Source organism: Desulfomicrobium escambiense DSM 10707, from assembly GCF_000428825.1.
In the GTDB taxonomy this organism is placed as follows: domain Bacteria; phylum Desulfobacterota; class Desulfovibrionia; order Desulfovibrionales; family Desulfomicrobiaceae; genus Desulfomicrobium; species Desulfomicrobium escambiense.
Genome location: NZ_AUAR01000022.1, coordinates 38,515 through 52,337, shown reverse-complemented (window position 1 = coordinate 52,337; position 13,823 = coordinate 38,515). Strand labels below are relative to the sequence as shown.

Sequence of the window (13,823 nt, the reverse complement as noted above, 5' to 3'; positions counted from 1 at the left end):
TGGTTCTTGATTTGAAGTAATAGTCCTGCAGTTGAAAAAGTCAAGGATTATTTCTTGCGCAACCTGTCAGCCATGATTCTGGTGAAGGCGGCGAAGATGCCGCAGACGATGCCCATGAAGAAGGCCTTGACCGGCTCGTAGCCGAACCAGCTGGCGATCATGCCGATGGAGCCGCCGACGATGACGCCGCGCAGCACGGCATGGCTCGGCGAGTTTTCCTGAGATCTGTCGCTCATGTCTGTCCTGTTGTCGGGCCTAGGCCCCTTTTTTGGCATCCATCAGCGCGTGGAGCTGGCGCAGGATGCGTTGTTTGTAGAACTGGACCACTTCCTCACGGTTCATGATCATGTCAAGCTGCCGGGTGTGGATGAGGATGTGCCCCAGGATTTCGAGGTGGTCTTCGACAAACTGCTGGTCGCAGTCGTCCAGACGGGCGAAGAGGGCGTCCTCGCGCACGCGGGTCCGGAAATTGAACTCGTCGAGAATTTCGCCCACGAAACGCGCCCGTCGCACCCGGCGCTGCTGGTCCGCCGCCCCGCCCTTGAACTGGAAGCGGATGTAGTTCTCGCGCGGCCTGGGACCGGCCAGAGCCTCGACGGACGTGAAGTGGTAGCCGAATCTGGATTGCAGGTTGCAGAAATGTTTCGAGATCATGAAGTAGTTCTTGTCCGCGAAGTGAGATGCCCTGGCCGGTTCGAGATTGGCGTTGGTCGCGGACTGGAACAGGACGGACATGAAACCCTTGCCGTCGAGGCCGGGAGGCCCTTCCCAGGGGAAGGCCACGATGCCGCGCCACAGAGCCAGCATGGGCACGGAGGCGATGTTGTCCAGGGGCACCATCTTGCCCGGCGTCTCCTTCTCGAAACCGTCCTCCAGATTGATGATCCACCACTGCATGGGGATCACGGTCTTGAGCTGCTTGCTCGACCTGGGGGAAAAGTCGTGGTCCCGGCCGAAGCTGAACATCTCCTGCACGGACTTCTCGTGGCAGAACCTGGTGATGTCGTGCAGGGTGCGGCAGTTGGCGGCCGTGAAGTCCAGGGCGTCCGGGTCCAGGAGGTTCAGGGGGACGATGTGCCGGATGACGCGTTCGAGGGTCTGGAAGACGGGGCTGTCGGCCTTCATGTTGGGCCGCTCGGGCTTGCGCGCGAGCAGGTCGTCCTGGCGGCCGGGGTAGATCGCGGCGTTGTCGGCGTCGAGGGTGATCTCCTGGCCGGGGGCCAGAAGGGACGTTGCGGAAGGCACGCCGAACAGCGCCGGCACGCGGAATTCCCTGGCCACGTTGGCCAGGTGCCCGGCCACGCTGCCCTGCTCGGTGATGATGCCCTGGCACCTGTTCAGAACCGCGGCCCATTTTGGCGCGGCCTCGACGCAGACGAGGATGGCGTTGTCCGGAAGCACGAGGATGTCCACGTCCTTGCGCACGATGTGCACCACGCCGAAGGCCGCGCCGGGGCTGGCCGTGCGTCCGGCATGGACCAGCGGGGGGACGTCGGGCAGCAGCGCCGAGGCCGGCTCAGGTTCACGGATTTCCAGGGGCCGCGTCTGCAGCAGCACAAGGTCGCCCTCAGGCGTGTAGGCCCATTCGATGTCCTGCGGCTGCCCGTAATGCTCTTCGATGCGCATGGCCATGGCCGCCAGTTCGAGAATCTGGGAATCGTTCAGGGTGGGCTTTTCGCAGTGTTCCGGGTCAAGGGAGACGCGGCACACGCCTTCGGTGGACGAACAGACCAGGGCCGATTCCTTGCGCGGCACGGTCCTCTCGACGATCCGGGGTTCGGGCGCCTTTTCAAGCACGAATTCGTCGGTGGTGGCCGTGCCGTCGACCACGCCCTTGGCCACTCCCCAGGCTGCGGTCACGCGCATCCGGTCGTCCGCGGCGTTCAGGGGGTTGGTCGTGTAGGTCACGCCGCCGGCCTGGGAGGTCACCATGCTCAGGCACCCCACGCACATGAGCACGTCGTCGTCCCGGATGCCGAGCATGTAGCGGTAGGTCATGGCATGGGCCGAATATTTGCTGGCCACGATCTCCTTGTAGCCGTCGATGAGGCTGTCCCGGTCCAGGTTCAGCAGGGACTTGTGCTGGCCGGCGAAGGAGGCGCCGGCGCTGTCCTCGCCCAGGGCGCTTGAGCGCAGGGCCACGTGCACCCGCCGTCCCTCCTCCTCGCACAGCCGGTCGTAGGCCCCGAGGATGGCGCTTTGCAGTTCTGCGGGCACCTCGGCCGCGAGGATCATGCCGCGGATTTTTCCGCACAGTTCCAGCAGCGCGATGGGTTGGTTTGTCGCCTCGTCGTCCAAATCGGTTTCCGGCAGGGGGCAGGCGCTGAAATGCGCGGCCATGGGGTGGCCGAGGACGAGACAGTTGATCTCCTCCCAGAGCCCCGTGTGCTGCATGAAAGACTCGTAGGCGTGGGCGGTGACGGCGAAACCGTGGGGCACGGAGATGTGCAGGGTGTTCCTGAGTTCACCCAGGTTGGCCATTTTTCCTCCGACGTCGCCGACGTCGCCGGCCGCGATGTCGGCCAGGTCCAGGACCAACTCGCGGCGGCGGGTGGACTGGGCGGTCGTCAGGCTTTCCTGGATCCGTTCCTGGATGTCGCGCAGGGAGTCGTGCAGGGTCAGGTACTTGCCGGGGGCGAGGTAGAGAAGGTTCTCGACGATGTTGAAGACCTTGGCGGTCGCGCCGGTCACCCGCGAGCGCACGAAATGCATGCCGAAGTGACGGCGGCCCATGGCCGCCTCCTCAAGCTCCGTCATGAAGTCCAGAGCCCCGTTGTTGGCCGAGAGCAGGCGCCGAAAGGCCTGGTACCTGGCCCGGAACATGTCCTCCTGTCCGTTGTCCGCTTCGTGGGACACCGGCGCTGGAGAAAAGATGTTTCTGACGCGTTGGATGAGGCTCATGCGTGCTCCGGAAATGGTGGCGTCGATTCGGTTGGCATTGGGGGCGCGACGTTCAGGAAACCTTCTGACACAAAAGGATGGCGGCTCGCAATGATTCCGAAGGGGCATTTCCGGAGCCGACACGCCGTCGACGTGGCGTGGGCATGGGTGTCGGCGGGGCTTGCCTGCAGGGGCTTCCGATTCCGGTTGCAGCCGGAGGCGTATTGCTAAGCTCCTGGCGGAAGAGTAGATTGTCCGGCATATCGTGCCGCCTGCCTCCTTCGTGTGCGCCGCCTGTCCTGGGGCGGTGAGGCGTCGTGGCTTTGCGGGAACAACGTGCAGGGGGAAGAAGTGAGCAGGCCGCATGTCGTCGTCGCGGACGACGAAGCCCGTTTCAGGGCGACAATCGGAAAGATTCTGGAACTCAAGGGATTCTTCGTGACCCAGGCCGAGAACGGGGAACAGGTGTTGGAACTGCTGCAGACCATGAGCCCGGACGTCATCCTCCTCGACATCCGCATGCCGGGTCTGAGCGGGGATGAGGCCCTGCCGCGCATCCTGGCCATGAAGCCCGGGATCCGGGTGATCATCTTCACCGGGCACGGCGAGGAGGAGAACGCGCGCAGGGCCTTGCAGGCAGGCGCCTTCGACTTTCTTTGCAAGCCGTGCGACGTGAATGTCCTCGTGGGCCGCATCCATGACGCCGTCAACGCCCCTCAAAGCGGCCAGTCCAGGGAACGGAAGGTCACCGAGATCATGATCCCCATCGAGCGGTATACGTGCGTGCAGGCCTCCTGCACGGTCCGGGAGGGCATCGAGGCCCTGGGGAGGTCCTTCGAGAATTTCGTCTCATCGGGGCTCGTCATGGAATCCGGACACCGCGCGGTGCTCGTCTTCGACGGGGACGAGCTGGTCGGCGTGCTGACCATGCGCAACCTCATCCAGGCCATGACCCCGGCTCACCTCCTGTCCGAGGACGGAGCCCTGTTGCCGTGCACGAAGTTCTCGCCCATGTTCTGGACAGGGTTTTTCAGTTCGCGGGCACGCGAATTGGAATTCATGAAGGTGCGCGACATCATGAACCCGAGGTCTCCCGTCGTGAGCTGCGAGGCGAACCTCATGCACGTGGCGTTTCTCCTGTGCGAGGAGAACCGGCGCCGCGTGGCCGTGGAGCGCGACGGCAGGATCATCGGGGTAGTGCGCGAGCAGGAACTCTTTCAGGAGATTTCGCGCCTCATCCTGCATCGAAATCTGGTCCACTGAGCCGCTTCCCCTACGTCACACAAACGAAAGCCATGGCCGCCTCCGGCCATGGCTTTCGTGGTCCCGGGACCGCGGCTTCTTCGACGTTTCAGCCCTTGCAGGCGGCGATGATGGTCCGCATGAAGGCGGGCAGGTCGTCGGGCGTGCGGCTGGTGATCATGTTGCGGTCGGTGACGACCTCGTGGTCGCGCCATGTGGCCCCGGCGTTGACCAGGTCGTCTTTGATGGCGAAGAACGAGGTCACGGTGCGGCCCTTGAGGATGCCAGCCGAGACGAGCATCCAGCCGGCATGGCAGATGGCCGCCACGACCTTGCCCTGCTGGTCGAAGGCCCGCACCAGGCTGACCATGTTCTGGTCGCGGCGCATGTGGTCGGGGGCGTAGCCGCCGGGGATAATGATGCCCGCATAGTCCGCGACGCTGATCTCGGCCGGCGTCTTGTCCGCCTTGGCCGGGGTGCCGTACTTGCCTTCGTATGTCTTGCCCGCCGCGGAAGCCACGACGGTCACTTCGGCGCCCGCCTCCTTGAGGCGGAAATACGGATACCAGAACTCGTGGTCGTTGAACTGGGTGTCGACCAGAATGACGAAACGCTTTCCTGAAAGTTCCATCTTACCTCCATGCGGTTCCGGGTTCTCGCGGGCTCCGCGTCTTCATGGCACTGCGGGCACGGTCTGCGACGTGACCCTGTTCCGGCCCTCGTGCTTGGCCTGGTAGAGCAGTCTGTCGGCGTGTTCGAGCAGACGGTCGCGGTCGCAGCTCGTGACGTCGGCGCACGTCACCGCGCCGATGGACACGGTGATGTGGTTCGCCACGGGCGAAGCCTTGTGCTCGATGTTCAGCTTTTCCACGGCGCCGCGGATGGTCTCGGCCAGGTAGCGGCAGCCGTTCTCCCTGGTGTCCGGGAGCAGGATGATGAACTCTTCCCCTCCGAAGCGGGCCAGGAAGTCGGCCGCGCGCCCGAGCGACGATTGCAGGACCCTGGCGACGGCCTTGAGACAGTCGTCGCCGGCCAGGTGGCCGTAGCAGTCGTTGTAGTTCTTGAAGTGGTCGATATCGATGAAGAGCAGGGAAAGGGGCGCCTTGTTGCGGACGGCCCGGTTCCATTCGTGGGCGAATATTTCATCGAAGCGGCGGCGGTTGGGGATGTTGGTCAGGCCGTCGAGGGTGGACAGGTTTTCGAGCAGGTCCCGGGTCTTTTTCAGCTCCAGATGGTTGCGGATACGGGCCTTGATGATGGGCGGACTGAAGGGCTTGCGAATGTAGTCCACGGCCCCGAGTTCCAGGCCCCTGGCCTCTTCGCTCGTCTCCCATCTGGCCGTGAGGAAAACCACGGGGATGTCCCGTGTCCGTTCGTCCTTCTTGAGCCGCTCGCAGACCTCGAACCCGTCCATGCCGGGCATGACGATGTCCATGAGGATGAGGTCGGGCTGGGGGGCGCCGGCCGCCATCTCTAGGGCCATTTCCCCGGTCGTTGCGAAGACGAGGTTGTGCTCGTCCCCGAGGACGAGCTGGAGCGCCTTGATGTTGATGGGCTCATCGTCGACGATCAGGATCGTCTGATTGCTGGGCGCGTGGGACAATGTGTCGCTCCTGGAAGGTTGCCGCTACGGGGCGCCGCCCCTGGGGGCAGCGCCGACTGTGTGTTCTCGTCAATCATGTAGTCGCATTCGTCTTTTCATGCAACAAAGAGCAAAGGTCTGAACATGGCTTCAGGCCATGCAGATGCCTTTCGATTCTTGCCGCCGCCGATAAAACGGGCTACCTGCGCTGGACAAAAAATGTTGCAAGGACATGCCATGAAGACTTTCGACGGCTATCTCTTCGAACACGACAAGACGGTGCAACTGCACCACACAGGCCCTGCGGGCGAATGCACCATCACCGCCCTGTGCCGCTTCGCGCAGGAAAGCGCGGGACGCCACGCCGAGCGCCTCGGCTTCGGCATTACGACCCTGGGGCGCCAGGGCATCGCCTGGGTTCTGCGCGAACAGGCCATGCAGGTCCTGCGTTTCCCGGCCCTGGGCGAGACGCTGCGGATTCAGACCTGGCCGACGCATGCCGAGCGCCTGCTGTGCCATCGCGACTACCGGATTCTCGACGGCGAGGAGCGGGTGGTCGCCCTGGGGACCAGCGCATGGTTCGGGCTGGATCTCGAGAGCCGCCGACCGCGCAAGGCCGAGTCCTTTTTCTCGCTGCCGTGGGACCTTCTGCCCGCCCCGGCCTTCGGCGAGCCGTTGCCGGAACTGGAAGCGCCCGCGGAAACCGCGCCGTCGGAAAGCAGGATCGTCCGCATCAGCGATATCGACGCCCTCGGGCACATGAACAATCTGCGGTACGTGGACTGGATTGCCGACCATCTCGAACTGTTCGGCATCGGCGGCCGTTGCGTGCGTTTCGTCCGCATCCGGCACGCCCGCGAGGTCATGGCAGGCGACGGTGTTGCGATCCGTCACGAAGTGGACGGGCAGGGGGGAGTGAGGGTGGCCATGTCGGGCGAGGAGCACGGCAGGGAAGTCTGCCTGGCCCGCGTGGTTCCGGGCGCGCCGGTCTAGGCGGCGCGCCGGATCGGGGCAGTCTGGGTTACTGCACGGTGGATGTCGGTTGACTCAGTGAGGCGGCCTGGACCGGTTCTTCGAGCTGCGATTTCCAGGCAGCGATGGTGGCCTTGAAATTCGGCATTTCCTTTTTGGCGATGGGGTCGGCAGGCATGACCTTGAGTTTGAGCGGGTTTACGAGCTTGCCGTTCTGCCGCATGCGGAAATCCAGATGCGGCCCCGTGGCGTAGCCCGTGCTGCCGACGAAGCCGATGACCTGGCCCTGCTTCACCCTGGCCCCCTTTTTCGAGACCTGGGCGAATTTGCTCATGTGGTTGTAAATGGTCTCGTAGCCGTTGCTGTGGATGACGCGCACGAACTTGCCCTGGGAGCCGTTGGAATCGGCCTGGGCGACGATGCCGTCAGCCACGGTGCTGATGGGCGTACCCGCTGGAGCGGCGTAGTCGATGCCCTGATGGGGACGGCGGTACTTCAGGATGGGGTGCATGCGGCTCATGGTGTAGCCCGAGGAAATGCGGGTGAAGGGCAGCGGCGACTTCAGGAAGGCCTTGCGCAACGGGCGGCCGTTCTGGTCGTAGTAGGCGGAGTTCCCGCCCTTGTCGGTGTAGCTGTAGGCGTAAAAGGTCTGCCCCTGGTTGGTGAAGCTGGCCGCGACGAGGGGACCGTAGCCGACGAAGCTCCCTTCACGGTATCTCTTCAGGATGATGGCCTTGAAACTGTCGCCCTGGCGCAGGTCGCGGGTGAAGTCCACGTCGTAGGCGAAGACGTTCGCCAGCCGGATGCCGAGTTCGTCGCTCTCGCCGGCTTGGCCGATGGCGCCGAAGAGGCTGCTTTCGATGACGCCGGATACGGTCTTGGTCTCGATTTCGTAGGGGATGGCCTCGCGGCGGAATTCGAATTCGCCGTCCGTCATGGAGACGACGAGGCGCTCCTCGGAGTCGATTTCGTACTCCAGCCCGACGAGGGCGTCTCCGGAATAGATCATGGTCCAGGGCTGCCCGGCCCTGAGGTTGTTCAGGGGGTAGACGCTCTTGCTTTCGTTGCAGAGGTTGTAGATCTCCGGCAGGGCCATGCAGCCTTCGAGCAGGGACGACGGCGTGTCGCCGTTCTTGATGATGCCGGTCATGCGGGTGATTTCAGGTTCGCGCGGGGCTTCCGCCACCGGGAGGTCACGCGGGTCGAGGGGTTGCGCCTCGGCGTTTTCCGAGGGCTGGACGTCATGTCGGGCAGCGACGCCCATGGCGCTGTAGTCGATGCTCGACTGGATTTCCTCGGGAGCCAGGAAGTTGAAGGCGATGGCGCCGCCGATGATCAGGATTCCAAGGAACGCGAGAAATGGCAGCGCAGCGCGGGACGACTTCTTGGAATGCTGGCGAAAGATATTGGACTGCCTGCGGTGGGTGTTTCTTCTCTTTCTGGTCATGCGTCCTTGCGTGGCGTTGAGGTTTGGCGAGGGCGGCACTCGGATGCCCGTCAGGAGGACGGATCTTTGCGTCGTCCGCCGAAACAGTCATGCACCCTAGCTTCGTCCGCGCCCAAGCTCAAGCACTTGTTTTCCGGACCGGCGTCGCAGACGGCCGGACAGGGACGGCCGCCGTGGCGGAGCTATTTCGAGGAGTTTCGCCGGTCGGTATTCTCGGAAACGCCGCCGATCACCGTGACGCCCGCCTCATAGAGACCCGTGTCGGGCGGCGGTCCGGCAGAGCACCAGCGCACCTTGCCGACACGCTGGCCCAGTCCGGCCACCATCGCGTCGGAGGCAATGCCGAGGCCGCATATCTTGATGTGCTCGTCGTTGCGCAACGGGCATTCGGTCTCGATCTTGATGCCGCTCTGGCTGTAGTTCAGGATTCGTGACCGGCATGACGCCGAGTCGACGGGATATCTCCGCACGAGACACTCTTCGAGACATGCGGTTCGCTGCGATTTTCGTTTTTCCGGCATGGATGCCTCCTGCTTTGGACGCATGGGACGATCTTCCGTCGATGGGAAGATGCCCGCCCACCATATACGCCCGTGAACCGAAATGCCACGGGAAAGTCGCGTCCGCAGGATCGGCCTATCGGGCCTTGAGGCCGTAGATCACGAATTCGACGATGTCGTCGAAGAGGTTGTCGTCGCCGTAGGGCGTGAGCAGGCCGTGCCTGATGCCGCCGACGAGGTTGCAGAAGACCACCACGGAGGCGCGCTGCGGGTCGACGGGGCGGATGGTGCCGTCCTTCACGCCGAGTTCCACGCAGTCCCGCAGGACGTCGTAGAGTTCCGAGAAGGTGCGGACCATGAACTCCTTGTCCTCGGTGGTCTTGAGGTCGCTGAAGGGCGAGCAGCGGACGAGGACCATGAAGTCCTGCCGGGGGTTGCGGGCGAAGTCGAAGTAGGTGTTGGCGAAGATGCGGACGGCTTCGAGGCCGTTGGGCACTCCCTGGAGGTTGGTCTTGATGGTCTGGATGAGCTCGTGCAGCACGTCGAGCCCGGCCGTCAGAAAGAGCTTCTCCTTGTTGCCGAAATGGTGCGTGAGCAACCCCAGCGCGACGCCGGCACGGTCGGAAATCTTCTTGAAGGTCGTTTCCGAATACCCGTGTTCGCTGAAAAGTTCCTTGGCGGCCTTGAGCAGCAATTCCTTCTTGGTCGGTCCGGTGGCCATGGTGTGTTCCCGTTCTCCTGATGATGCTGGCGGCAAATTCCCGGTGCCATGAACAGGCCCGAGAGATGAGCTCGTCGTAACATATTAAATTGAATACCCAATCAATATGAGGGCCCGGGCTGTTTGTCAACGAGGAGGGGGGCGTCGCAGATGACCGCGCAAATTGACAAAGGAAGGCCCAATCCTGAATAAGAGGCGTTCACCGACAGGCAGGAGAACGTCATGCATGTTTTGAAATACTGGTTCGGATACACGCTCTCGACGGTTCGCGGCTGGTTATACGCGCTGCGGCCCGGGAAGCGTCCTTTCGTGCGCAACGACCGCGTGCGCAACAGCCCCCTGTACGACGACGTCTGCACATGGCAGAAGACGCAGATGGAGTCCATGACTTTCGAGAACGACCGCCCGGTCAAGGCCTTGAAAGGCACCGTGGACTTGGCTCTCATGCGCCGCATCCACCGCCGCACGCTCCTGGAGATCAAGCACGAGATGGGCGATCTGTGGCGGCCGTCCTCCGTGACACTGGACAAGGGCAGGGGTATCAGCCTGGACCAGTCCATAGCCATCATGCACCGGCTGCGCGACGCGGGCTTTCCCGACGACGCGCTGGGTGTGGTCTCGGTGGAGTTTGCCGGGCGGCGGCACTCCTTCGCCATCGTCCAGGACGCGCCAGACGATTTCTGGATGCTCGACAACGGCATGTTCTCCTTCAGCCCGGTGCGCGGGAGCGTGCTTCTGTCGGCCCGCAAGGACGTGCACGTGCTCATCGGCTTCAATTTCTTCGACGTCTGGAATTACTGAACGCAAACAATTTCTTGATCTAAGGACGGCAACGACAATGAAAATCGTATCCACCACGGCCACCGAACCGGTCCACTTCAATTCCGGCCCGGCCAGCGGCGTCACCGGACGGGTGGTCATCGGCCACCGCGACGGTGCGGCGAATTTCTGCATGCGCCGCTTCGACCTCGCCCCCGGCGGTCACACACCGCGCCACACCCATGCCTGGGAACACGAAATCTTCTTCCACGCCGGCCAGGGCGAGGTTTTCCGGGCGGGCGAATGGGTGCCGGTGGGCCCCGGCGACGCGGTTTTCGTTCCGGGCGAGGAGGAGCACCAGATCCGCAACGCGGGTTCGGCGCCGTTGACATTTTTGTGCCTGATCCCTTCCGGGGCGCCGGAAATCTAGTCGGGGCCAACTGTGCAGATCCACGCCCGCAGATATGCCTATCTTTCCATCGGCGCTTCGGTCCTGACCATGGCCCTGAAGTTCGGGGCCTTTTTCCTGACGGGTTCCGTGGGCCTCTTCTCCGACGCCGTGGAGTCCGTGGTCAACCTGACGGCCGGCGTCATCGCGCTTCTGGCCATCGTCACGGCCCACAGGCCCGCCGACGACTGCCATGCCTACGGACACGGCAAGGCCGAGTATCTCTCAAGCGGCATGGAGGGGGCGCTGATCTGCGTCGCGGCGGTGGGCATCGCCTACGCCTCGGCGCAGCGGTTTTTCAATCCCCAGCCCCTGGAGGCTCTTGGGACGGGTATTGTCGTGGCCACCGCAGCGGGGGCCGTGAATTTCATCGCCGCCAGGGTCATGCTCCGCGCCGCCAGGGAGTACGACAACATCGTGCTCGAGGCCGACGCGAAACACCTGCTGACGGACGTCTGGACTTCGGCCGGGCTTGTGACCGCCCTGGGCGTCATGCTCTTCGCGCCCCCCTCGTGGCAGATCTTGGACCCGGTGCTGGGTTTTGTCATGGCCGTCAACATCGTCTGGACCGGCATTTCCCTCGTGCGCCGCTCCGTGGCGGGCCTCATGGACGAAGGCCTCCCGCCCCGCGAAGTCGACGCCATTGTCGAAGCCATCGGGCAGGTGGCGGGGGAAGGGACTCAATATCACGCCCTGCGGACGCGCAGGGCCGGTGCGGTGCGGTTTGTCGATTTCCACCTGCTCGTTCCGGGCTCCATGACGGTGCAGCATTCCCACGACCTCTGTTGCGGCGTGGAGGAAGGCATCCGCGCCGTCCTGCCCGGGGCGCAGATCACCATCCACGTTGAGCCGCGGGAGGACCATGCCTCCTTTGACGGCTGGAAGGTGGGCGGGCTGTGCGACAGACGCTGCCAGCAGGAGGAAAAATGAAGGGCTGCGCTTCCGATACGGCCGGCGCACGGGACGGGAGGTTCGCCATGTGGAGATGCTGGATTGTCGCGGTGTGTCTGATTGCCTTCCTGGGCGCTGGCTGTTCGACCATGGGCGAATGGACCGGGAAGACGGTCAAGAGCGTCGAGAACGCGGCCGGCGATTTCAAGAGCGGGTATCGCAAGGGCAAGACCCAATGACCCTTCGCGTCTGAAAAAGCGTTTTGCACGCGGTCCCCGCTGTCCCGGCGGGTTGCGGCCGGTCCGGCACCATGCGGCTTTGGCGGGCGGTGCCCGGCGTTCGGGGACAGCGGCAAAGGGTTTGCCAAACGGCCCGGAGCCGTATATTTTTATGCTCCGTTTTTGTTGAGACCATTTTCTGGAGGAAGGAATGAGTAATCCGGTGGTCCTGGTGGACACGACCAAGGGGGAATTCCTGGTCGAACTCTTCGTGGACAAGGCCCCGCAGACCGTGGCCAATTTTCTGAGTTATGTGGATGAGGATTTCTACGTAGGCACCCTGTTTCACAGGGTCGTCAAGGGGTTCATGGTCCAGGGCGGCGGCCTCGACAACATGATGCGCGAGAAGCCGGTCAAGGCGCCCATCGCCAACGAGGCCGCAAACGGCCTCAAGAACCTCGAAGGCACCGTGGCCATGGCCCGCACCGCGGACCCGCACAGTGCCTGCGCCCAGTTTTTCATCAATACGGTCGACAACCCGGACCTTGATCATCAGGGCGAGGGCGAGTTCGGCTACTGCGTTTTCGGTCAGGTCATTGACGGGATGGATGTGGTCAAGAAAATTGAAAAAGTCCGGGTCAAAGCCCAGGGCGACCACGAACACGCACCCGCCGACCAGGTGTCCATCAACTCCATTACCCGTTTTGAATGACGCAAGACGTTGAAGTAAGGTAATCAAACATGAGCGAAGATTTTGCCGAGCTGTTCGCCTCCTACGAATCCCAGCGCAAGGCAGCCCTCAAGGCAGGGGACAAGGTATCCGGAACGGTCATCTCCATCGGCCAGAAGTCGGTGTTCGTCGACTGCGGCGCGTCCGTGGACGGCATTGTGGACCGCGAGGAACTGCTGAACGACGCCGGCGAACTGACCGTGGCCGAAGGCGACACGCTGGAGCTCTACGTGGTGGGCCTGACCGACGACAGCGTGCGTCTGTCCAAGGCGCTGACGGGTGCCGGCGGGCTGAACATGCTTCAGGACGCCTACGAGGGAGGAGTTCCGGTCGAGGGCAAGGTCAAGGAGCAGATCAAGGGCGGCTTCCATGTCGAGATCATGAAGCGCCGCGCCTTCTGTCCCGTGTCCCAGATCGACTCGCGCTACGTGGCCAACCCCGAGGACTACGTCGGGCAGACCCTGCAGTTCCGCATCACCAAGCTGACCGAGGGCGGACGCAACATCGTCGTCTCCCGCCGCGCCCTGCTTGAGGTGGAGCAGCAGCAGGCCAGCGCCGAGTTCTTCGACGGCGTCAAGCCCGGCGACGTGGTCGAGGGCACCGTCACCCGCCTGGCGGCCTTCGGCGCCTTCGTCGAGCTTGTGCCGGGCGTGGAAGGCCTGGTGCACATCTCCGAAATCTCCTGGGCGCGCATCCAGAGCCCCGATGAGGCCCTGTCCGTGGGCGACCGCGTGCGGGTCAAGTACCTCGGCACCAGCGCTGGCAAGAAGCCCGGCGAGACCCGCTTGTCCCTGTCCATCAAGCAGGCCCAGGACGACCCGTGGAAGACTGTGTCCGAGCGCTTCAAGGAAGGCGACAAGGTCACGGGCAAGGTCGTCAAGCTCATGGAGTTCGGCGCCTTCGTCGAGATCGCGCCCGGCATCGAGGGCCTGGTCCACGTCAGCGAGATGAGCTACGCCAAACGCATCCACAAGCCCGGCGACGTAGTCCAGGTCGGCGACATGGTCGCGGCCGTGATCAAGCAGGTCGATGTCGAGAAGCAGCGCATTTCGCTCAGCATGCGCGACGCCGAGGGCGACCCGTGGCTGACCGTGGCCGACAAGTACCCAGTGGGCCAGACCTTCGAGGGCACCGTCGAGAAGCGCCAGCAGTTCGGACTCTTCGTCAACCTGGAGCCGGGCGTGACCGGGCTTCTGCCCCAGTCCGTCATGGCCAAGGCCGAGGGCGAGGTGAAGTATGACAAGCTCGTGGCCGGCGACAAGGTCGTGGTCAGCATCGAGAGCGTGAACCTGCGCGACCGCAAGATCAGCCTGGGCACCGGGAAAAAGGACGAGGTCTCCGACTGGAAGGGTTACAAGCCCCAGGCTGGCGGTGACATGGGCTCCCTGGGCGATGTTCTGGCCAAGGCCTTGAAGAAGAAGAGCTAGGTCATT

At 63.5% G+C, this 13,823-nt stretch carries 15 protein-coding genes; 8 read left to right on the top strand and 7 right to left on the bottom strand.

The features are described from left to right. Positions 1 to 47 precede the first annotated feature (47 nt). Complete coding sequence (locus G394_RS0114680) at positions 48 to 236, bottom strand: hypothetical protein (RefSeq protein ID WP_028578304.1); 189 nt, start codon at positions 234 to 236, stop codon at positions 48 to 50. 19 nt (positions 237 to 255) lie between these two features. Further along, positions 256 to 2,901: a PEP/pyruvate-binding domain-containing protein gene (locus tag G394_RS19435; RefSeq protein WP_043776143.1), complete on the bottom strand. Its 2,646-nt coding sequence runs from the start codon at positions 2,899 to 2,901 to the stop codon at positions 256 to 258. A gap of 330 nt (positions 2,902 to 3,231) precedes the next feature. Between G394_RS19435 and G394_RS0114670 the strand changes: the two genes are divergently transcribed. Continuing rightward, the gene (locus G394_RS0114670) at positions 3,232 to 4,143 is read left to right on the top strand and encodes a CBS domain-containing protein (RefSeq protein WP_028578303.1); all 912 of its coding nucleotides are present in this window, start codon (positions 3,232 to 3,234) and stop codon (positions 4,141 to 4,143) included. An 88-nt stretch (positions 4,144 to 4,231) separates the two neighbouring features. Here the strand turns inward: G394_RS0114670 and G394_RS0114665 are convergent, their stop codons facing one another. After that, on the bottom strand, positions 4,232 to 4,753 hold the full coding sequence (locus G394_RS0114665) for a type 1 glutamine amidotransferase domain-containing protein (protein ID WP_028578302.1): 522 nt from the start codon (positions 4,751 to 4,753) through the stop codon (positions 4,232 to 4,234). A gap of 42 nt (positions 4,754 to 4,795) precedes the next feature. Further along, positions 4,796 to 5,725, bottom strand: coding sequence for a diguanylate cyclase (locus tag G394_RS0114660; RefSeq protein WP_028578301.1), 930 nt, complete (start codon positions 5,723 to 5,725; stop codon positions 4,796 to 4,798). Between the two features lie 216 nt (positions 5,726 to 5,941). On the opposite strand from G394_RS0114660, the gene G394_RS19430 reads away from it, so the two are divergent. Next, positions 5,942 to 6,697, top strand: coding sequence for an acyl-[acyl-carrier-protein] thioesterase (locus G394_RS19430; RefSeq protein WP_051307225.1), 756 nt, complete (start codon positions 5,942 to 5,944; stop codon positions 6,695 to 6,697). Positions 6,698 to 6,725: 28 nt separating this feature from the next. Here the strand turns inward: G394_RS19430 and G394_RS0114650 are convergent, their stop codons facing one another. The 3 genes from G394_RS0114650 to G394_RS0114640 form a co-directional block, all read right to left on the bottom strand. Continuing rightward, positions 6,726 to 8,123 (bottom strand): M23 family metallopeptidase, encoded by a 1,398-nt coding sequence (locus tag G394_RS0114650; RefSeq protein WP_028578300.1) that lies wholly within the window; start codon positions 8,121 to 8,123, stop codon positions 6,726 to 6,728. Between the two features lie 182 nt (positions 8,124 to 8,305). Continuing rightward, positions 8,306 to 8,644 (bottom strand): PilZ domain-containing protein, encoded by a 339-nt coding sequence (locus G394_RS0114645; RefSeq protein WP_028578299.1) that lies wholly within the window; start codon positions 8,642 to 8,644, stop codon positions 8,306 to 8,308. 115 nt (positions 8,645 to 8,759) lie between these two features. Next, positions 8,760 to 9,344, bottom strand: coding sequence for a TetR/AcrR family transcriptional regulator (locus G394_RS0114640; RefSeq protein ID WP_028578298.1), 585 nt, complete (start codon positions 9,342 to 9,344; stop codon positions 8,760 to 8,762). A gap of 222 nt (positions 9,345 to 9,566) precedes the next feature. Between G394_RS0114640 and G394_RS0114635 the strand changes: the two genes are divergently transcribed. From G394_RS0114635 to G394_RS0114610, 6 genes are all read left to right on the top strand, one after another. Beyond that, the gene (locus G394_RS0114635) at positions 9,567 to 10,145 is read left to right on the top strand and encodes a hypothetical protein (protein WP_028578297.1); all 579 of its coding nucleotides are present in this window, start codon (positions 9,567 to 9,569) and stop codon (positions 10,143 to 10,145) included. 37 nt (positions 10,146 to 10,182) lie between these two features. Continuing rightward, positions 10,183 to 10,533, top strand: coding sequence for a cupin domain-containing protein (locus tag G394_RS0114630; protein WP_028578296.1), 351 nt, complete (start codon positions 10,183 to 10,185; stop codon positions 10,531 to 10,533). A gap of 12 nt (positions 10,534 to 10,545) precedes the next feature. Then, a complete protein-coding gene (locus G394_RS0114625) occupies positions 10,546 to 11,481 on the top strand; it encodes a cation diffusion facilitator family transporter (RefSeq protein ID WP_028578295.1) in 936 nt (311 codons plus the stop codon). Further along, on the top strand, positions 11,478 to 11,681 hold the full coding sequence (locus G394_RS19425; protein ID WP_043776139.1) for a hypothetical protein: 204 nt from the start codon (positions 11,478 to 11,480) through the stop codon (positions 11,679 to 11,681). Before G394_RS0114625 ends, G394_RS19425 begins: the two co-directional genes overlap by 4 nt. Positions 11,682 to 11,871: 190 nt before the next feature. Further along, on the top strand, positions 11,872 to 12,372 hold the full coding sequence (locus tag G394_RS0114615; protein WP_028578294.1) for a peptidylprolyl isomerase: 501 nt from the start codon (positions 11,872 to 11,874) through the stop codon (positions 12,370 to 12,372). A 29-nt stretch (positions 12,373 to 12,401) separates the two neighbouring features. After that, on the top strand, positions 12,402 to 13,817 hold the full coding sequence (locus G394_RS0114610) for a 30S ribosomal protein S1 (protein ID WP_028578293.1): 1,416 nt from the start codon (positions 12,402 to 12,404) through the stop codon (positions 13,815 to 13,817). Positions 13,818 to 13,823: the final 6 nt, after the last annotated feature.